Raw genomic sequence first — 19,933 nt, forward strand, 5'->3', positions numbered from 1 at the left:
TCAGATGCTCGCGTCCACTGTTTGGTTCCCGGGTTGCGAACGGTCGCACCGGTTGAACCAGTCACTTAACTGAAAAGTGTGCTTGTTCGCCTAACACCCGATGGTGTTTCGGTGGTCATAGCGTTAGGGAAACGCCCGGTTACATTCCGAACCCGGAAGCTAAGCCTTTCAGCGCCGATGGTACTGCAGGGGGGACCCTGTGGGAGAGTAGGACGCCGCCGAACAATCTTTACGGACCCTCGGTCCTGGCCAAAGCGCTGGGACCGAGGGTCCTTTTGTTTTTAGCGTGGTGCGCAGTTCGCGGACTGGTACGAGAGACTGGCACTACGGCAGCACAAACGACAGGAGTCACGTCGATGTCCAACTCGCCCGAGGAACGGCCGGATCGGCCTGAGCGGCGCACTCCGCGCCAGGGCGGCGACCGGGGTGGATACCGCAGCGGCGGCCCCCGGCGCGAAGGCGACCGGGCCGGCGGCGGCGGTTACCGCCGCGACGACCGTCCGCGTGGGCGGTACGAGGACCGGGGTCGCGATGACCGTCGTGACGATCGCGGTGGTTACCGTCGTGACGACCGTCCTCGTGAGGATCGTCCGCGTGATGATCGGCGTGATGATCGCGGTGGGTTCCGCCGCGATGACCGGCCCCGTTATGACCGTCCTCGTGAGGATCGTCCGCGTGACGACCGTCGTGATGACCGTCGTGATGATCGGGGTGGGTTCCGGCGTGACGACCGGCCGCGCTATGACCGTCCTCGTGAGGATCGTCCGCGTGACGACCGTCGTGATGACCGTCGTGATGATCGGGGTGGGTTCCGGCGTGACGACCGGCCCCGTTATGACCGTCCTCGTGAGGATCGTCCGCGTGATGATCGGCGTGACGATCGCGGTGGGTTCCGGCGTGACGACCGGCCCCGTTATGACCGTCCTCGTGAGGATCGTCCGCGTGATGATCGCGGTGGGTTCCGCCGCGATGACCGGCCGCGCTTCGACCGCCCCCGTGAGGACCGTCGGGACGGCAGGCGTGACGAGCGGCCCCGTGGGCCGCGCCGCGACGACGACCGTGGCGCCTACCGTCGCGACGACCGCCGGGACGAGCGGCCCCGTGGGCCGCGCCGTGAGGACGAGCGGGGTCAGGGCGGCGGAGGCCGGCGGCCGTACGTGCAGGGGCGTGGGCGGTTCGAGAACACCCGGGGCCGTGACGAGCGCCGCGAGGAGCGGGAGCCCGTCAGGCGGCTGCCGATCCCGGACGACGTCACGGGCCAGGAGATCGACCCCAGCGTCCGTCAGGAGCTCATGAGCCTGCCGAAGACGCTCGCCGACGACGTGGCGCGCAACCTCGTCATGGTGGCCCGGCTGCTGGACGAGGACCCGGACCTGGCCTATGGCTACTCCCGGGTCGCGCTGCGACTCGCGTCCCGTGTGGCCGCCGTGCGTGAGGCGGCAGGCTTCGCCTCGTACGCCACGGAGCGGTACGCCGAGGCGCTGGCGGAGTTCCGCGCCTGCCGCCGCATGACGGGCACGGTCGACCTGTGGCCGGTCATGGCGGACTGCGAGCGTGGCATGGGCCGTCCGGAGCGCGCGCTGGAGATGGCGGGCGCGCCGGAGGTGCACAAGCTGGACCGCGCGGGCCAGGTGGAGATGCGGCTGGTGGCCGCCGGGGCCCGGCGCGACATGGGCCAGAACGAGGCCGCCGTCGTCACCCTGCAGAGCCCGGAGTTGGCGTCCAACGCCGTGCACCCGTGGACGGCGCGACTGCGGTACGCGTACGCCGACGCGCTGCTCGCGGCAGGCCGTGAGGACGAGGCCCGGGAGTGGTTCGCCAAGTCGCTGGAGGCCGACCAGAACGGCAGCACGGACGCCTCCGACCGGCTGGCGCAGCTGGACGGCGTGGCCTTCGTGGACGCGCTGGACGAGGCAGCCGACGAGGACGCAGGGGCCGGGGCGCCCGGCGCGGAGGTTCGCGACGAGGACGCGGACGACGACGCGGACGACGACGCAGAGGCCTCCGACGAGGACGAGGACGACAAGGTCGGCGCGGCCGGTGACGGCGGGGAGCCGGACGTCGACCTGACCGACGAGGCCGACCCGACGGCGTTCCTCGACGACCCGTTCAAGGAGCCCGCCAAGGGCACCGAGGACTGATCGTCGAAGCGAAGGGCGGCATCCGCGTCGTGCGGATGCCGCCCTTCGCGTTCCACCGGGTCAGCCGGGCGTGCCGTCGAGTTCCAGGCTGCGCAGCACCAGACCGGTCGCCGGCTTGGGGCCGAAGGAGGTCGACTTGCGCGGCATCGTCACGCCCTGCTTGGCGAGGTCGTGCACGACGCTCTCGCGCACCGGATGGATGAGCACGGCCGTGCCGCCGAACTGCCCGGCGTGTTCGACCGCGGCCTCAGTGTCGTGGATGTAGTGGATGTGCTCGGGGGCGTCGGGCACTTCCCAGACCCGGTCCAGGAGCAGGCTGTGCAGCACGGTGGCGTCCAGCTGCCGCCACTCCTCGGGCCGGTCCCGGGGGATGGCCCGCTCGAGGGCCTGGGGGTCCGGGCGGTCCAGGAGGTGGAAGCGGCCGTCGCCGGTGAGCAGGAACGCGTTGCCCACGGCCGCCGCGTCCTCCAGAGCGGCCAGGGCCTCCGGCAGGGGCCCGGGCAGCTCCTGTACGCGGAAGGCGTGACGGGCCGCCTCGACGGCCCGCGCGACGGGCAGCTGCGGCAGCACGCGGTGGATGGCGCGGACCCGCAGCGGGTAGCGGGCGGTGTCGACGAGCAGCACCAGGCCGTAGTCCCAGGGGCTGGGGGCCTCGTGCTCGGCCTGCAGCAGCAGGTACGTGGCCCAGCGGTGGTGGCCGTCGGCGATGACGGCCTGGTGCCGGGACAGGTCGGCGTCGACCGCAGCGATCGCCCGCGGGTCGGTGATCGCCCATAGACGGTGGTGGATGCCGTCCTCGGTCGTCGTGGCCAGCAAGGGCGGGCCCGCGACGGTGCGTTCGACGACCTCGGCCGCCTCCCCGTCGTCGCCCCGGTACGCCAGCAGGAGCGGCTCCAGGTTGGCGGCCGTGGCGCGCATGAGGGCGGCGCGGTCGGCGACCGGGCCGGGCATCACGTCCTCGTGCGGCAGGACGATCCGCTCCTCGGGCGGGGTCAGCCGCAGGGCACCGATGAGGCCGCGCTGGACCTGATCGCCCTCGCGCTGCTCGTACACGTACAGGGCGGGCTTGGGGTCGAGGGCCAGGACCCCCTCCTCCTGCCATTGGAACAGCGCCCAGGCTGCCTTGCGGTGCCGGCCGTCCGGGGGCTCGGCGGTGGGCAGGATGAGCCGCACGACATTGTGCGGGTCGGCTGTCTCCAGGTGCCGCTGTCCCTCGGGCCGGACGACGACGTCGTACGGTGGCGAGGTGACCGCGGCCAGGCTGCCGACCCGCTCGGGGACATAGCGCAGCGCGCGGAACGGCGCCAGCCGCAAGCCCCGCACAGCGGGTCCGGAATTGCTCATCCGGGCATGCTACGCGGGTCATGTCCACGAAGTGTGCCGAGTGATCGACGACATACGAGGAGCGACCACCCCATGACCCACCGGACCGGCCCGGCCGGCAGCGAAAGGCCTCTTGACCAGGCATACGACACGGCCCTGCTCGACCTCGACGGCGTGGTCTATGCGGGTGGTGACGCGATCGCGCACGCCGTCGAGTCACTCGGCTCGGCGCGGGCGCACGGCATGCGGCTCGCGTACGTGACCAACAACGCCGCCCGCACCCCGCAGGCCGTCGCGAAGCACCTGACCCGGCTCGGCGTCCCGGCCGAGGCGGGCGAGGTCGTCACCTCCGCCCAGGCGGTGGCCCGGCTGATCGCGGATCAGGTCCCGGCGGGTGCGCGGGTGCTCGCGATCGGCGGCGAGGGGCTCGTGGAGGCGTTGCGCGAACGCGGCCTCCAGCCGGTCGCCTCGGCCGACGACGACCCCGCCGCGGTCGTACAGGGCTACTCGCCCGAGGTCGGCTGGGAGCAGCTCGCCGAGGCGGCGTACGCGGTCAACCGCGGTGTGCCGTGGTTCGCGTCCAACACCGACCTGACCATCCCGACCGCCCGGGGCACGGCCCCCGGGAACGGAGCGCTCGTCGAGGTCGTCCGGATCGCGACCGGCGGCGACCCGCAGATCGCGGGCAAGCCGCTGCCGCCCATGCACCGCGAGACGGTCATCAGGACCGGCGCACGGCGGCCGCTGGTGGTCGGCGACCGGCTCGACACGGACATCGAGGGCGCCTACGCGGGCGGCGTCGACTCGCTGCTGGTGCTCACCGGGGTCACCACCCCCGCGCTGCTGCTCGCCGCGCCGCCCGGGCACCGGCCCACCTACGTGGACGCCGACCTGCGCGGGCTGCTCATCCCGCAGCCCGGGGTCACGGACGCCGGCGAGGGCGCGTACCGCTGCGGGGGCTGGACCGCCACGGTGGGCGACGGGGTGCTGCTGCTGGACGGCGACGGCGAGCCGATGGACGGCCTGCGGGCGCTGTGCGCGGCCGCCTGGACGTGGGCCGGGGACGGCTCCTGCGACCTGGACGCGGGGAAGGCGCTGGACCGGCTGGGGATGGGGCTGGAGGCGCTCTAGCTAGAGCTAGGGCTAGGGCTAGAGGAGCTTGCGCAGCCGCAGCAGGTCGCGCAGACCGGCTTCCAGCCTGACTCTGCCGCTGCCCCACGCCTTCGCGAAGTGCAGCTTGCCGTCGACGAGCGCGACAAGGTCGTCACCGGCCATGGTGAGCCTTATCTCGGCGCGCTCGGTCGGCGGGCCCTGCACGGTGACCACGTCCTGGATGCTGCCGTCCACCAGGCGCCCCACGAAGGTGACGTCGAGATCGGTGATGCGGCAGCTCAGCGAGCGGTCGAGCGCGGCTGCGCTCCGCAGGTCGCCCTCGGTCCTGGCGAGGTTCTCGGACAGCCGCTCGAGCGCGCTGCGGCACTCCTCGATGGTCGCCATGGGCTGTGCGTCTCCCGTTCGGACGTCGGCTCGTGCTGGTGGTGATCGACCGTACCGCAGCGGACCCTCGGGAAGATGCGGCGCCATAGGCGGTAGCGTCGTGACCGAGGAAGTCTGGGGAACTGGCGAAGGCGAGGAGTGAGGCGTATGCGGGACGCGTTGCGGACCTGTCTGCAGATCGCGGGCGGCCTGACCGAGGCCACCCGGCGACGGGCGGTCGGGGTGGCCAAGGAACTGCTCGACCAGACCGGGATAGATGTTGACGCGGTCCAGCGGAGCATCGGCGAGCGGATCCCGCCTGAGGTGCAGACGCTCGCGGACGAGCTGATGGCGTCGGGACGGGCCAACCGCGACCTGCTCGTGGGTCTCATCCGCGAGGAGATCGACAAGGCGATGAGCCGGGTCGGGCGGCTCGCGGACGAGGTCACCAAGGTCGGTGTCGTCCTGGAGGCCCTGGAACGCCGCATCCGCAACCTGGAGGACCACGACCGGGAGCCGGCCGGGGCCGGCCTGGCGGACGAGGAGCCGGAACCCGGCGTGTATGTGCCGCCGCAGCCGCCCGTGGCGCATGTGGCCGAGGCAGGGCCCGCAAAGAAGGCCGCGCCGGCGGAGTCTGCCGCGACGCCTGAGGCCCCTGTGGTTCCGGAGTCCGGCAAGAGCACGGGCGCGGCCGCCGTGCCGGTCGCGCGGGAGAACGCGGCCCCGGCGAAGGCGCCCGCCGCCAAGAAGGCGGCCCCGGCCAAGAAGGCGGCCCCGGCCAAGAAGGCGGCCCCGGCCAAGAAGGCGACCGCCACCAAGAAGACCGTCCCGGCCGGGAAGACCGCCACCGCCCCCGCCAAGAAGAGCCCGGCCCCGGCGAAGAAGGCCACCGCCCCGGCCGGGAAGACCACCACCGCCCCGGTGAAGAAGGCCACCGCGGCGAAGAAGGCCGCCCCGGCCGCTCGGACCGCGACCGCGAAGAGCGCGGCCCCGGCGAAGAAGACGACGGCCGCGAAGAAGACCACGACCGCCAAGAAGACGGCGGCCCGCACGCAGGAGGCGAAGGGACGTGACTGAGCCCGGCCCCGAGGGCGTGGCAGCCGCTCCCGCACCGGAGGCCGCGGCCGAGGCCGAGGCCGCGGCGGAGGCGGTCGCCGACGCGGGGCCGCGTCCGCTGGGCGTCGTGCTGGACGCCACGGGGAATACCGAGGTGGACGCTGTCCTTGTCCGCCTGCAGGATGCCGACCTGCTTCCCACCGAGGACCACGTCGAGGTGTACGAGGATGTACACCGTGGGCTGCGCGACACGCTCACGAGACTCGACGACGACAACAGGAGCTGAACCTCACGTGGCACGACGCCGACTCGACGCCGAGCTGGTGCGCCGGAACCTGGCCCGCTCGCGGGAGCACGCCGGGCAACTGATCGCCGCCGGCCGGGTGACCGTGGGCGGGACGACCGCGACCAAGGCCGCCACGCAGGTGGAGACCAGTGCCGCGGTCGTCGTGGCCAAGGACGACTCGGACCCGGACTACGTCTCCCGCGGCGGGCACAAGCTGGCCGGGGCGCTGGCGGCGTTCGTGCCCGGCGGGCTGCTGGTGGAGGGGCGCCGCGCGCTGGACGCCGGGGCGTCCACGGGCGGCTTCACCGACGTCCTGCTCCGCAACGGCGCGGCGCACGTCGTCGCCGTCGACGTCGGCTACGGGCAGCTCGCCTGGTCGCTGCAGAGTGATGAACGCGTCACCGTGAAGGACCGTACCAACGTGCGCGAGTTGACGCTCGAGCAGATCGACAACAAGCCGGTGGACCTGGTCGTCGGCGACCTGTCCTTCATCCCGCTCGGGCTCGTCCTGCCCGCCCTCGTACGCTGTGCCGCGCCCGACGCGGACCTGGTCCTGATGGTCAAGCCGCAGTTCGAGGTGGGCAAGGACCGACTGGGCAGCGGCGGTGTCGTCCGCAGCCCTCAGCTGCGCGCCGAGGCCGTACGACAGGTCGCCGGACAGGCGGCCGCACTGGGACTGGGGGTGCTGGGCGTGACCGCGAGCCCGTTGCCGGGACCGTCGGGGAATGTGGAGTACTTTCTGTGGCTGCGCGCCGGGGCGCCCGAGCTGGACCCGGCGGATGTCGACCGCGCTGTGGCGGAGGGACCCCGTTGAGCGAGACGCACGAGACCCACGAGGGGATGCACGGGACGCACGATGTGCACGGGACGTCCCGCCGCACCGTCTTCCTGCTGGCCCACACCGGACGGCCGGCGGCCATCCGCAGCGCCGAGCGGGTGGTGCAGGGCCTGAAGCGCTGCGACATCGGCGTACGGGTGCTGGCCGAGGAGGCCGAGGAGCTGACGCTGCCCGGGAACGGCGCGGTTCAGCTGGTGCAGGAGATCGGCCCGGAGACCGTCGCGGACTGCGAGCTGATCGTCGTCCTGGGCGGGGACGGCACCCTGCTGCGCGGCGCGGAGTTCGCGCGCGCCTCGGGGGTGCCGATGCTCGGCGTCAACCTGGGCCGGGTCGGCTTCCTCGCGGAGGCCGAGCGCGACGACCTGGACAAGGTCGTCGACCGGGTGGTCACCCGCGACTACGAGGTCGAGGAGCGCATGACGATCGACGTTCTGGTGCGCAACGATGGCCAGGTCGTCCACACCGACTGGGCGCTGAACGAGGCGTCGGTGGAGAAGCAGGCGCGGGAGCGGCTTCTGGAGGTCGTCACGGAGGTGGACGGCCGACCGGTCTCCCGCTTCGGCGGCGACGGGGTGGTCATGGCGACCCCGACAGGGTCGACCGCGTACGCCTTCTCGGCCGGCGGGCCGGTGGTCTGGCCCGAGGTCGAGGCGCTGCTGATGGTGCCGATCAGCGCGCACGCGCTCTTCGCGAAGCCGCTGGTGACGTCCCCGAAGTCGGTCCTGGCGGTGGAGGTGCAGCCGAAGACCCCGCACGGCGTGCTGTGGTGCGACGGGCGGCGCTCGGTGGACCTGCCGGCCGGGGCCCGCGTGGAGGTCCGCCGGGGCGCGGTGCCGGTGCGGCTGGCGCGGCTCCACCACGCCTCTTTCACCGACCGGCTGGTCGCGAAGTTCGCGCTGCCGGTGGCGGGCTGGCGGGGCGCGCCGCACTGAGTTTCCCCTCAGGGGTGAGGCCCGTCGCGCGGCGGCCCGCAAACCTCGTATGGTCGTATCCGTGTTGGAGGAAATGCGGATCCGGTCGCTGGGAGTCATCGAGGACGCCGTGGTCGAGCTGTCGCCCGGCTTCACCGCGGTGACGGGTGAGACCGGCGCGGGCAAGACCATGGTCGTCACGAGCCTCGGGCTGCTGCTGGGCGGCCGTGCCGATCCCGGTCTGGTCCGGATCGGTACGAAATCGGCGTCCGTCGAGGGGCGGATCACGCTGGGCGCCGACGCGCCCGCCGCCGTACGGGCCGAGGAGGCCGGCGCCGAGCTGGACGACGGCGCGCTGCTGATCAGCCGTACCGTCTCGGCGGAGGGCCGCTCCAGGGCCTTCGTGGGCGGGCGCTCGGTCCCGGTGGGGCTGCTGGGCGAGCTGGCGGACGAGCTCGTCGCCGTCCACGGCCAGACCGACCAGCAGGGCCTGCTGCGTCCGGCCCGCCAGCGCGAGGCGCTGGACCGGTACGCGGGCGACGCCGTCGCGGTGCCGCTGGCCAAGTACGCGGCCGCCTACCGGCGTGTGCGCGAGGTCGTGGGTGAGCTGGACGAGCTGACCACGCGGGCCCGCGAGCGGGCCCAGGAGGCGGACCTGCTGCGCTTCGGCCTGGAGGAGGTCGCCGCGGCCGAGCCCCTGCCGGGCGAGGACGCCGACCTGGCCGCCGAGGCGGAGCGGCTGGGCCACGCCGAGGCGCTCGCGTCGGCCGCGACCCTGGCGCACGCCGCGCTCGCGGGGAACCCCGAGGACCCGGAGGGCGTCGACGCGGGCATGCTCGCCGCCGGCGCCCAGCGCGCCCTGGACGCCGTCCGCTCACACGACCCGGCGCTGGCCGCGCTCTCGGACCGGATCGGCGAGATCGGCATCCTCCTCGGCGACGTCGCCGGCGAGCTCGCCGGGTACGCCGACGACCTGGACGCCGATCCGCGGCGACTGGCGGCCGTGGAGGAGCGGCGGGCCGTCCTCGCGCATCTGACCCGCAAGTACGGGGAGACCATCGACGCCGTCCTGGCGTGGGCCGAGCAGGGCGCGGCCCGGCTGGGCGAACTGGAGGGGGACGACGAGCGGATCGAGGAGCTCACGGCGGAGCGCGACGCGCTGCGTGCCGAGCTCGGCGACCTCGCCCAGGCCCTCACCGACGCCCGCACGGAGGCGGCGGAACGCTTCGCCGCGGCCGTCACGGCGGAGCTCGCGCAGCTCGCCATGCCGCACGCCCGTGTCAGCGTCGCCCTCCGGCAGACGGAGGACGCCGAGGGCATCGAGGTCGGCGGCCGCCGGGTCGCCTTCGGCGCGACCGGCGCGGACGAGGTCGAGCTGCAGCTCGCACCCCACCCCGGTGCCCCGGCCCGGCCGATCGCCAAAGGGGCGTCCGGCGGTGAGCTGTCCCGCGTGATGCTCGCCGTCGAGGTCGTCTTCGCCGGGTCGGACCCGGTGCCGACGTACCTGTTCGACGAGGTCGACGCGGGCGTCGGCGGCAAGGCGGCGGTCGAGGTCGGCCGGCGCCTGGCGCGCCTGGCGCGGACCGCGCAGGTCGTGGTCGTCACGCACCTGCCCCAGGTGGCCGCGTTCGCGGACCGGCAGCTGCTGGTCGAGAAGACGAACGACGGGTCCGTCACGCGCAGCGGGGTGCGCGTGCTGGAGGGTGAGGAACGCGTGCGGGAGCTGTCCCGGATGCTCGCCGGGCTGGAGGACTCGGAGCTCGGCCGCGCCCACGCGGAGGAACTGCTGGCCGCCGCCCGCGAAGCGCGCTGACGCCGCCCGCTCGGCGTTTCGCAGGCGGGAGGCCCGTGGGCCCACGGGCCGCCGGCTTGGCGGGCGGTTGATGTCGCCGGTCGCGTCACGTCACGTCGTGCCGGCTTCTCGTGCTGTGCAAGGGCGCGTGCCCGCAGGCGGGAGTCCGGCGCTGGGCCGTGGCGTTGCCGTCGGCTGCCGCGCCGGGGCGGTGGGGGCCGGTTGTTCGGCCATCGGGCGGTCGTGCGGGTGCGCGTGATGGGGGAGCCGGGGGCACTCGTAAGGGTGGTCCCGCGTACGTGTGGCCGGGCGGGGGTGGGGCATCGCTCCCTGGATGGCCTATCGGCCTGGCATCCTTGAGGCAGCAGACCCACCACCCTCCGCACGACGCCGAGTCAGGAGCCCGACCACGCGTGAGCAGTTCACCGAGTCCCTTGCACGGGCAGCTGCACGCCGTCCACGTGCTGGGCGAGACGGCGCGGGCCCATGTCGCCTCCGTGGCGGGCGGCTTGGTGGCACGCGGCGTCCGGGTGACGGTCTGCGGGCCGGCGGAGGCCGACGAGCGGTACGGATTCGGGGCGGCGGGAGCGCGGTTCGCCCCGGTCGAGATCACCCGGCGCGCGCAACCGAGGGCGGACGCGGCCGTGGTGACGGCGTTGCGGGCGGCCTGCGCCGGCGCGGACGTCGTGCACGCGCACGGGCTGCGGGCCGGGCTACTCGCCACGATGGCGCTGAGCGGGCGCCGTACGCCGCTGGTGGTCACCTGGCACGGCGCGGTGCTGGCGGAGGGAGCGCGGGGGCGGGTGCTGCGGCTGCTGGAGCGTCGGGTGGCGCGGGCGGCGGAGGTCGTGCTCGGCGCCTCGTCGGACCTGGTGGACCGGGCCCGTTCGGCCGGGGCCAGGGACGCCCGGCTCGGGCCGATCGGAGTGCCGGCGCCGCCACGGGTCCCGCCGTCCCCGGAGGCCGTGGCCGAGGCGGAGCGGCGCCGGCAGAAGACCCGGGACGAATTCGCCTTGGGGGAGCGGCCGTTGCTGCTCGCGGTGGGCCGTCTGGAGCCGCGCAAGGGGTATCACCTGCTGCTGGACGCGGCTCACGGGTGGGCGGGACTCGAGCCGGCGCCGTTGCTGGTGGTCGCGGGCGAGGGCTCGCTGCGTGCGGAGCTCCAGGAGCGGATCGACGCCGAGGAGCTCCCGGTGCGGCTGCTCGGCCGCCGCGACGACGTGCCCGAACTCCTTACCGCCGCCGACGTGGTGGTGCTGCCGTCGCGCTGGGAGGCGCGGCCGCTGATCGCGCAGGAGGCGCTGCACGCCGGGGCGCCGCTGGTGGCGACCTCCGTCGGAGGTACGCCCGAACTCGTCGGCGAGGCAGCGGTGTTGGTGCCGTACGGCAGTCCGAAGACGCTCGCCGACACCGTCACGCGCCTGCTGGCGGACCCGGCGCGGCGTGCGTGGCTCGCCGCGGCCGGTCCCGTGCAGGCCGCCACTTGGCCGACCGAGGATGACACGGTCGCCCAAGTGCTCAGCATCTATGACGAGTTGACGTCGTCCTGAAGGCCGCCGAGGGCGACCGCGGCAGGGATCAGCCGCCGTAGGCGCCGCTCGCGGTGAGCCGCAGCGCCGTGTCGATGAGCGGCACGTGGCTGAAGGCCTGCGGGAAGTTGCCGACCTGCCGCTGCAGCCGCGGGTCCCACTCCTCGGCGAGCAGGCCGAGGTCGTTGCGGAGCGCGAGCAGCTTCTCGAAGAGCCTGCGGGCCTCGTCGACCCGGCCGATCATGGCGAGGTCGTCGGCGAGCCAGAAGGAGCAGGCGAGGAAGGCGCCCTCGTCGCCGGGCAGGCCGTCCAGGTTCTCGCCGCCGGGCGGGGCGTCGGTCGGGTAGCGCAGCACGAAGCCGTCCTCGGTGGACAGCTCCCGCTGGATCGCCTCGATGGTGCCGATCACGCGCTTGTCGTCCGGCGGCAGGAAGCCCACCTGGGGGATGAGCAGCAGCGAGGCGTCCAGCTCACGCGAGCCGTAGGACTGCGTGAAGGTGTTGCGTTCCTTGTCGTAGCCCTTCTCGCACACATCGCGGTGGATCTCGTCGCGCAGCTCGCGCCAGCGCTCCAGCGGGCCGTCGACCTCACCGGACTCGATGAGCTTGACGGTGCGGTCCACGGCGACCCAGGCCATGACCTTGGAGTGGACGAAGTGCCGGCGCGGGCCGCGGACCTCCCAGATGCCCTCGTCGGGCTCGTCCCAGTGGTCCTCCAGGTACTGGATGAGCCGGATCTGCAGGAGCGAGGCGTAGTCGTTGCGGGCCAGGCCGGTCATGTGCGCCAGGTGCAGGGCCTCGGTGACCTCGCCGTAGACGTCGAGCTGCAACTGGTGGGCCGCGCCGTTGCCGACCCGGACCGGGATGGAGCCCTCGTAGCCGGGCAGCCAGTCCAGCTCGGTCTCGCCGAGCTCGCGCTCACCGGCGATGCCGTACATGATCTGCAGGTTCTCGGGGTCGCCGGCGACCGCGCGCAGCAGCCACTCGCGCCAGGCGCGGGCCTCGTCGCGGTAACCGGTGCGCAGCAGGGAGGACAGGGTGATCGCCGCGTCGCGCAGCCAGGTGAAGCGGTAGTCCCAGTTGCGGACGCCGCCGATGTCCTCGGGCAGGGAGGTGGTGGGGGCGGCGACGATGCCGCCGGTCGGCCCGTACGTCAGGGCCTTGAGCGTGATCAGGGAGCGGACCACGGCGTCCCGGTAGGGGCCGTGGTAGGTGCACTGGGCGACCCACTCACGCCAGAAGTCCTCGGTGGCCTCCAGAGAGGCCTCGGGCTCGGCGAGCGGGGGCGGCTCCTTGTGCGAGGGCTGCCAGCTGATGGTGAAGGCGATGCGGTCGCCGGGCGAGACCGTGAAGTCGGCGTAGGTGGTGAGGTCCTTGCCGTACGTCTCGACGTCGGTGTCGTGCCAGACGGAGTCCGGGCCGGCGACGGCGACGGTGCGCTCGCCCACCTTGTGCACCCACGGCACGACCCAGCCGTAGCTGAAGCGCATGCGCAGCGCGGACCGCATCGGGACCCGGCCGCTGACGCCCTCGACGATCCGGATCAGCTGGGGGGCGCCGTCACGCGGCGGCATGAAGTCGATCACACGGACCGTGCCGCGCGGGGTGTCCCACTCCGACTCCAGCACCAGGGAGTCGCCCCGGTAGCGGCGCCGGGTGGCGGCCGGGGGGCGGGTGCCGTTCGCGTGGGCGGGGCCGAGCCGCCAGTAGCCGTGCTCCTCCGTGCCGAGCAGGCCCGCGAAGATCGCGGGGGAGTCGAAGCGGGGCAGGCACAGCCAGTCGACCGTGCCGTCCCGGCACACCAGGGCGGCGGTCTGCATATCGCCGATGAGTGCGTAATCCTCGATACGCCCGGCCACGTAGGTCTCCCAGTCGAACGACGGCGGCGCCCCTTGGGACTGGGGCGGTGATTGCGGTCTGTGGATCTGTCGACGAGCTCTTTCCCGGGAGCGGGCGGGGTAGTGCCGTGCCGGTTCACTCGCATCGAATCGATGTGTCCGAGCAGGATACGACGTCAATGCGGGCTGTGCGGAAGCGACGACCGCCCCCGCTGGGCCGGTCGGGTGCATTTTGTCGTACCAAACTCCCGGTGACCGCGTTTTTGGCCAGAGAGCCGTCCGCGCCGTCTGGTGCGCGTCACTGATACCCTGGTAGCCCGTGGGCCGGTGGGCTGAACCACTGAACCGCCGCGACGACACCCCTCTTCATCACCATGGTGCCGTCCCGACCACCACCTCGCGACCACGGGAGCCCCCTGTTGGCACTGCCGCCCAAATCCACGACGACCAAGCACCTCTTCGTCACGGGGGGTGTCGCCTCCTCGCTCGGCAAGGGCCTGACCGCGTCGAGCCTCGGCGCACTGCTCAAGGCCCGGGGTCTGCGCGTCACCATGCAGAAGCTCGACCCGTACCTCAACGTGGACCCGGGCACGATGAACCCCTTCCAGCACGGTGAGGTGTTCGTCACGGACGACGGCGCCGAGACCGACCTGGACATCGGCCACTACGAGCGCTTCCTGGACGTGAACCTCGCCGGCTCGGCCAACGTCACCACCGGCCAGGTCTACTCCTCGGTGATCGCCAAGGAGCGCCGCGGCGAGTACCTGGGCGACACCGTCCAGGTCATCCCGCACATCACCAACGAGATCAAGTCCCGTATCCGGCGCATGGCGACCGAGGACGTGGACGTGGTGATCACGGAGGTCGGCGGCACCGTCGGCGACATCGAGTCGCTGCCCTTCCTGGAGTCGGTGCGGCAGATCCGGCACGAGGTCGGCCGGGACAACGTCTTCGTGATGCACATCTCACTGCTCCCGTACATCGGCCCCTCCGGCGAGCTGAAGACCAAGCCGACCCAGCACTCCGTGGCCGCGCTGCGCAGCATCGGCATCCAGCCCGACGCGATCGTGCTGCGCGCCGACCGCGACGTGCCGACCTCCATCAAGCGCAAGATCTCGCTGATGTGCGATGTCGACGAGGAGGCCGTGGTCGCCGCAATCGACGCCCCGTCGATCTACGACATCCCCAAGGTGCTGCACACCGAGGGCCTGGACGCGTACGTCGTCCGCAAGCTGAACCTGCCCTTCAGGGACGTCGACTGGACGCAGTGGGACGACCTGCTGGGCCGGGTCCACCAGCCCGAGCACGAGGTGAAGGTCGCCCTCGTCGGCAAGTACATCGACCTGCCGGACGCCTACCTGTCGGTGACCGAGGCGTTGCGCGCCGGCGGCTTCGCCAACAACGCCAAGGTCAACATCAAGTGGGTGACCTCGGACGACTGCAAGACCGCGGCCGGCGCGGCCCGCCAGCTCGGCGACGTGGACGCGATCTGCGTGCCCGGCGGCTTCGGCGACCGCGGCGTGGAGGGCAAGGTCTCGGCGATCACCTTCGCCCGCGAGAACCGCATCCCGCTGCTGGGCCTGTGCCTGGGCCTGCAGTGCGTGGTCATCGAGGCGGCCCGCAGCCTGGCCGGCATCCCGGACGCCAACTCCACCGAGTTCGACCCGGCGACCGCGCACCCGGTCATCTCCACCATGGCGGAGCAGCTCGACATCGTCGCCGGCCAGGGCGACCTCGGCGGCACGATGCGCCTGGGCCTGTACCCGGCCAAGCTCGCCGAGGGCTCCATCGTCCGCGAGGTCTACGGCGGCGAGCCCTACGTCGAGGAGCGGCACCGCCACCGCTACGAGGTGAACAACGCCTACCGCGGCGAGCTGGAGAAGAAGGCCGGGCTGCTGTTCTCCGGGACCTCCCCGGACAACACGCTGGTCGAGTACGTGGAGTACCCGCGCGAGGTGCACCCGTACCTGGTGGCCACCCAGGCGCACCCCGAGCTCAAGTCCCGCCCGACCCGTCCGCACCCCCTGTTCGTGGGCCTGGTCGCGGCCGCCGTCGAGCGCCTCAAGGGTTGATCGATACGGTTGCGGGGGCGGGTCGGCGAACGGCCCGCCCGGTACCGCGTACGGAGGGCAGCATGCTGAAGGACACTCCCGAGGAGTGGCGGGTCACCGCCACCGCCACCCCCTTCACCGGGAAGAAGACCAGCGTCCGCACCGATGACGTCGTCATGCCCGACGGCGGCGTCGCCCGGCGCGACTACCAGGTCCACCCGGGCTCGGTGGCCGTGCTCGCCCTCGACGACCGGGACCGGGTCCTGGTCCTCAAGCAGTACCGCCACCCCGTGCGGATGAAGCTCTGGGAGATTCCCGCCGGCCTGCTGGACGTACCCGGCGAGAACCCACTGCACGCCGCCCAGCGCGAGCTGTACGAGGAGGCGCACGTCAAGGCCGAGGACTGGCGGGTGCTCACGGACGTGTACACCACGCCCGGCGGCTGCGACGAGGCCGTGCGGATCTTCCTGGCCCGCGGTCTGTCCGACGTGGAGGGCGAGCGCTTCGAGGTGTCGGAGGAAGAGGCCGACATGGAGTTCGCCCGGGTCCCGGTGGACGAGCTGGTCCGTGGCGTCCTCGCGGGGGAGCTGCACAACAACTGCCTCGTGGTGGGTGTGCTCTCGCTGCAGGCCGCGCGGGCCGGGGACGGCCTGGAGGCGCTGCGTCCGGCCGAGGCCGAGTGGCCCGCGCGACCGTTCTCCGCGTGACCTGTTCGGTCTGACCATCCGATCGTCCGAGAGGGTGATCATTGGCCGGATCCGCCGCGTCGCGTACGGGGGTTGGACCCCGGCCGTGAACTAGGCTCTTGCCGTTCGTAGGAGAACGGGAGTGGGCCCGTGGCGGAGCACGTGCTGGACGCCGACGCATCGGCGGCGGCCTCTGACGACGGCCCGAGGGAGCCGGCGTCACAGACCCCGGCACATGGCACGCTGCCCCCCGGCCCGCCGGGGTTCGTCGGCCGCCGCCGCGAGCTCGGGGAATTGCGCGCCGACATCGACCGGCCGGGCCTGGCGGCCCTGCGGGGCCAGACGCCCGACGGCAGCCGCGTGCTCCTCGTGGCCGGCCGGCCGGGCTCGGGACGTACGGCGCTGGCCGTCCGGCTCGCCCACGACGTGGCCGACCGCTACCCCGGCGGCCAGTTCTACGTTCGGCTCAGCGAGAACGACGGCCGGCCGGTGCCGCCCGAGCAGTCCGCCCGGGCCCTGCTGCGTGCGATGGACGTCGAGGTCGAGCCGGCCGCGGAGCACGAGGAACTGCTGGCCGCGCTGCGCACCGCACTGAACGGGCGCAAGGCCGTCCTCGTCCTGGACGACGTCGTGGACTCCCGGCAGCTGCTGGACCTGATGCCCAAGGGCTCGGGGAATCTGCTGGTCGCCACGGCCGAGGGGCCGCTGCCCGGTGTCCACGACGTACGCCCGTGCACCCTGGGCGGGCTCGACCCGGTGGCGTGCGTCGACCTGCTGGCCGAGGCCGTGGGCCGGGTGCGCATCACCAACGATCCCCGGGCCGCCGAGGGCCTCGCGCAGGAGTGCGGCGGCCACCCCGCGGCGCTCCGGCTCGTCGCCGCCTGGCTCGCCGCCCATCCCCGCACCTCCGTCGCCGAGGCCACCCGCAGGCTGCGAGCCGGGGCCGCCGAGGCCGCCGGGCCGGCCACCCCCACGGCCTCCGAGGGCGGCGCGGCCACCCGGGGCAACGGCACACTCCGCGCCGACGTCGGGCACCGCACGGGCAGCGGCCCGCTGCCCGAGTCGCTGCGCGGTCTGGCCGCGGACGGGCAGGCGCGTGTGCTGCGCCGGGCGGGCACCCCGGCCGGCCCGACCAGGAAGGCGGACGGCGACACTGGGGACGCCGACGGCCCCGGAGCGGGGGAGCGGAAGGGGAGCGCCACCCCGGCGGCCACCGCGCGCGCCACCCCCGCGCCGGAGCTGCTGCGCGCCTTCCGATTCGTGTACGGAGCCCTTTCCCCCGCCGTGGCCCGGATGCTGCGGCTGCTCGCGCTGGCCCCCTCGGGCCTGACCGACGCGCAGACCGCCTCGGCGCTGGGCGGCTGCTCGGTCGAGGCCGCGCAGGCCACGCTGGCGGACCTGGCCGGCTGCGGGCTGCTGCACCCCGAGCCGGTGGTCGGCGACCTTCCGGTGCAGTACCGCGTGCCGGGCTGGCTGACCCCGCCGCTGCGGGCGCTGCTGGACAGCACGGACAAGCCGTCCGAGACGCAGCTCGCCCGCGCCCGGATGCTGGAGCGCACGGTACGCCTGCTCCACGCGTGCCGGATGCGCCTGGAGGGCGAGACGGAACCGGACGGGCTGCCCACGTCGCTGCGCTTCCCCAGCCGTCCGGTCGCGGCCGGATGGCTGCGGGCGCGGCTGCCGGTGCTGCTGGCCGCCGCGCGGCTGGCGGTGGCGGACGGCGAACTGGACACCCTGGCCCGCCGCCTCATGGCCGCGCTCGTCCGCGCCCTCGCCGCGGACCCCGACGGCGGCGCGACGGCGCCGGAGCGCTATCGGCTCCACCACCTGGTGCTGGACGTCGCCGAGCGGCGCGGACTGCACCGCGAGAAGGCGGCGGCCCTGCTGAACATCGGCGACCTGGACGTGGAGGCGGCCCGCCCGCTCGACGCCCTCGACCGCTATCGAGGAGCGCTGGTGGCCTCCCGGGAGGCCTACGACGGGGACGCCGAGGGCCGCGCGCTGGAGGCCATCGCCGGGACGTACCTGGAGCTGGACGACCCGCAGCGCGCCTCCGACTGGTACGGCAGGGCGCTGGCCCTGCGGCAGGCCCGCGGTGAGCTGATCCACCAGGCGCGGCTGCACTCCCGGCTCGGCGCCCTGTTCACCTACGCCGCCCACTACGGCAACGCGCTGCGCGAGTGGCGTGCGGCGGCCGCCGCCCACCGCCGGCTGAAGGACCTGCCCGCGCAGGCCCGCGCCCTCAGCGAGGTGGCCCGGGTCCAGGAGTACGCGGGTCACCCTGAGGACGCCCTGCGGACCTGCCGCGACGCCCTGTACTGGGCCCGGCAGGCGGGGGAGCGGCGGCTGGAGGGCGCGGTGCTGCTGCGCATGGCCGACACTCTGGACCGGCTGGGGGACCCGGCGGGCGCCCGGTTGCAGCGCGCCGCGGCGCGCCTGCTGCTGCCCGCCGAGGAGATTCCGCAGCCCGAGGAGGACTGAGTGCCCCTGTTTTCCGGGCCCAAGGGCCCATCGGGGGCTCTCAGAACGCGCCGCAGGCGGACCGTACCTACGAAACTGCCAATACCTTCGCTGAAAGTAGTCACTTTGTAAGGCTGGACAGCGAGTATTCCTTCACTACACTTGGTCACACCGCAGCACATCGCGGTCAGGTCCGACGTACCCTGTCATCGGGTGACATGTCCGGAGACCTGCCAAAACCCTCCACTCCCGTGAACAGGACCGTGATCGACGTGAAGGTCGGCATCCCCCGCGAAGTCAAGAACAACGAGTTCCGCGTGGCCATCACCCCCGCCGGCGTGCACGAGCTCGTCCGAGGCGGCCACGAGGTGTTCGTCGAGCAGGACGCCGGTGTCGGCTCGTCCATCCCTAACGAGGAGTACGTCTCCGCCGGTGCGACGATCCTCCCGACCGCCGACGAGGTGTGGGCCGTCGCCGACCTGGTGCTGAAGGTCAAGGAGCCGATCGCGGAGGAGTACCACCGGCTCCGCAAGGACCTGACCCTCTTCACCTACCTGCACCTGGCCGCGTCCCGCGAGTGCACCGACGCGCTGCTGGAGTCCGGCACCACTGCGATCGCGTACGAGACCGTCGAGCTCGCCAACCGCCAGCTGCCGCTGCTCGCCCCGATGTCGGAGGTGGCCGGCCGGCTCGCCCCGCAGGTCGGCGCGTACCACCTGATGCGCTCGGCGGGCGGCCGCGGGGTGCTCCCCGGCGGTGTCCCGGGTGTGGCCCCGGCCAAGGCCGTCGTCATCGGCGGCGGCGTCTCCGGCTGGAACGCCGCGCAGATCGCCATCGGCATGGGTTTCCACGTCACCCTGCTCGACCGGGACATCAACAAGCTGCGCGAGGCCGACAAGATCTTCGGCACAAAGGTGCAGACCATCGTCTCCAACGCCTTCGAGCTGGAGAAGGCGGTCCTCGACGCCGACCTCGTCATCGGCGCGGTCCTGATCCCGGGTGCCAAGGCCCCCAAGCTCGTCACCAACGAGCTGGTCTCCCGCATGAAGCCGGGCTCGGTGCTCGTCGACATCGCCATCGACCAGGGTGGTTGCTTCGAGGACTCCCGTCCCACCACGCACGCCGAGCCGACCTTCGCGGTGCACAACTCGGTCTTCTACTGCGTCGCCAACATGCCGGGCGCGGTGCCGAACACCTCCACCTACGCGCTGACCAACGCGACGCTGCCCTACATCGTCGAGCTGGCAGGCGGCGGCTGGCGCGAGGCGCTGCGGCGTGACGCCTCGCTCGCCAAGGGCCTCAACACCCACGAGGGCCAGGTCGTCTACGGCCCGGTCGCCGAGGCGCACGGCCTGGACGCGGTGGACCTCGCCACCGTCCTCGGCTGACGGCCGCCTCATCGATTGATCGATATTTGGCGTCGGCGTCAACTTGTCGCCAATCCGGTACGCACGGCCGGGTCTTGAGTCACAAGACCCGGCCGTTCGCGTGGAACCATACTGTTTTGCCGATTCGTACCCCTGCGAAACATCCCCGGCGTCGTCGTT

General features: G+C 73.0%; 16 protein-coding genes and 1 rRNA gene. 14 read left to right on the forward strand and 3 right to left on the reverse strand.

Annotated features, from left to right (window positions below; translation table 11 throughout):
• The first annotated feature begins 107 nt into the window (after nt 1-107).
• The 3 genes from rrf (at nt 108) to AC3EUJ_RS32650 (ending at nt 2,141) form a co-directional block, all read left to right on the forward strand.
• Nucleotides 108-224: ribosomal RNA gene (gene rrf / locus AC3EUJ_RS32640) — 5S ribosomal RNA — on the forward strand.
• A gap of 307 nt (nt 225-531) precedes the next feature.
• On the forward strand, nt 532-1,296 hold the full coding sequence (locus AC3EUJ_RS32645) for a hypothetical protein (RefSeq protein WP_431967824.1): 765 nt from the start codon (nt 532-534) through the stop codon (nt 1,294-1,296).
• Entirely contained in the window at nt 1,293-2,141 is an 849-nt protein-coding gene (locus tag AC3EUJ_RS32650) for a hypothetical protein (RefSeq protein WP_431967826.1), read from the forward strand. The genes AC3EUJ_RS32645 and AC3EUJ_RS32650 overlap by 4 nt, the downstream gene beginning before the upstream one ends.
• 60 nt (nt 2,142-2,201) lie before the next feature.
• Here AC3EUJ_RS32650 and AC3EUJ_RS32655 read toward each other — a convergent pair whose 3' ends face one another.
• Nucleotides 2,202-3,485 carry a DUF1015 family protein gene (locus tag AC3EUJ_RS32655; protein WP_431967828.1) on the reverse strand — a complete coding sequence of 428 codons (1,284 nt, stop codon included), beginning with the start codon at nt 3,483-3,485 and terminating at the stop codon, nt 2,202-2,204.
• Nucleotides 3,486-3,557: 72 nt separating this feature from the next.
• Here AC3EUJ_RS32655 and AC3EUJ_RS32660 point away from each other — a divergent pair, with 72 nt between their 5' ends.
• Nucleotides 3,558-4,595, forward strand: coding sequence for an HAD-IIA family hydrolase (locus tag AC3EUJ_RS32660; RefSeq protein WP_431967830.1), 1,038 nt, complete (start codon nt 3,558-3,560; stop codon nt 4,593-4,595).
• Between the two features lie 18 nt (nt 4,596-4,613).
• On the opposite strand, the gene AC3EUJ_RS32665 is transcribed toward AC3EUJ_RS32660, so the two are convergent.
• Nucleotides 4,614-4,961 (reverse strand): sterol-binding protein, encoded by a 348-nt coding sequence (locus tag AC3EUJ_RS32665; RefSeq protein ID WP_431967832.1) that lies wholly within the window; start codon nt 4,959-4,961, stop codon nt 4,614-4,616.
• A 147-nt stretch (nt 4,962-5,108) separates the two neighbouring features.
• On the opposite strand from AC3EUJ_RS32665, the gene AC3EUJ_RS32670 reads away from it, so the two are divergent.
• From AC3EUJ_RS32670 to AC3EUJ_RS32695, 6 genes are all read left to right on the forward strand, one after another.
• Nucleotides 5,109-6,017: a histone gene (locus AC3EUJ_RS32670; protein WP_431967834.1), complete on the forward strand. Its 909-nt coding sequence runs from the start codon at nt 5,109-5,111 to the stop codon at nt 6,015-6,017.
• On the forward strand, nt 6,010-6,282 hold the full coding sequence (locus AC3EUJ_RS32675) for a hypothetical protein (protein WP_431967836.1): 273 nt from the start codon (nt 6,010-6,012) through the stop codon (nt 6,280-6,282). The genes AC3EUJ_RS32670 and AC3EUJ_RS32675 overlap by 8 nt, the downstream gene beginning before the upstream one ends.
• Before the next feature lie 7 nt (nt 6,283-6,289).
• Complete coding sequence (locus AC3EUJ_RS32680; protein ID WP_431967838.1) at nt 6,290-7,096, forward strand: TlyA family RNA methyltransferase; 807 nt, start codon at nt 6,290-6,292, stop codon at nt 7,094-7,096.
• Nucleotides 7,097-7,122: 26 nt separating this feature from the next.
• Nucleotides 7,123-8,052: an NAD kinase gene (locus AC3EUJ_RS32685; protein WP_431967882.1), complete on the forward strand. Its 930-nt coding sequence runs from the start codon at nt 7,123-7,125 to the stop codon at nt 8,050-8,052.
• Nucleotides 8,053-8,101: 49 nt separating this feature from the next.
• Nucleotides 8,102-9,844 carry a DNA repair protein RecN gene (recN, locus tag AC3EUJ_RS32690; protein ID WP_431967840.1) on the forward strand — a complete coding sequence of 581 codons (1,743 nt, stop codon included), beginning with the start codon at nt 8,102-8,104 and terminating at the stop codon, nt 9,842-9,844.
• A gap of 392 nt (nt 9,845-10,236) precedes the next feature.
• A complete protein-coding gene (locus AC3EUJ_RS32695) occupies nt 10,237-11,373 on the forward strand; it encodes a glycosyltransferase family 4 protein (protein ID WP_431967842.1) in 1,137 nt (378 codons plus the stop codon).
• A gap of 28 nt (nt 11,374-11,401) precedes the next feature.
• Here AC3EUJ_RS32695 and AC3EUJ_RS32700 read toward each other — a convergent pair whose 3' ends face one another.
• Nucleotides 11,402-13,210, reverse strand: coding sequence for a glycoside hydrolase family 15 protein (locus AC3EUJ_RS32700; protein WP_431967844.1), 1,809 nt, complete (start codon nt 13,208-13,210; stop codon nt 11,402-11,404).
• A 398-nt stretch (nt 13,211-13,608) separates the two neighbouring features.
• Between AC3EUJ_RS32700 and pyrG the strand changes: the two genes are divergently transcribed.
• From pyrG to ald, 4 genes are all read left to right on the forward strand, one after another.
• Complete coding sequence (gene pyrG, locus AC3EUJ_RS32705) at nt 13,609-15,261, forward strand: CTP synthase (RefSeq protein WP_488180988.1); 1,653 nt, start codon at nt 13,609-13,611, stop codon at nt 15,259-15,261.
• 62 nt (nt 15,262-15,323) lie between these two features.
• The gene (locus AC3EUJ_RS32710; RefSeq protein WP_431967846.1) at nt 15,324-15,947 is read left to right on the forward strand and encodes an NUDIX domain-containing protein; all 624 of its coding nucleotides are present in this window, start codon (nt 15,324-15,326) and stop codon (nt 15,945-15,947) included.
• 129 nt (nt 15,948-16,076) lie between these two features.
• Nucleotides 16,077-18,407, forward strand: coding sequence for a tetratricopeptide repeat protein (locus tag AC3EUJ_RS32715; RefSeq protein WP_431967848.1), 2,331 nt, complete (start codon nt 16,077-16,079; stop codon nt 18,405-18,407).
• A 251-nt stretch (nt 18,408-18,658) separates the two neighbouring features.
• Nucleotides 18,659-19,774 (forward strand): alanine dehydrogenase, encoded by a 1,116-nt coding sequence (gene ald, locus AC3EUJ_RS32720; protein ID WP_431967886.1) that lies wholly within the window; start codon nt 18,659-18,661, stop codon nt 19,772-19,774.
• The last annotated feature ends 159 nt before the right edge of the window (nt 19,775-19,933 follow it).

Source organism: Actinacidiphila sp. bgisy160 (genome assembly GCF_057707815.1).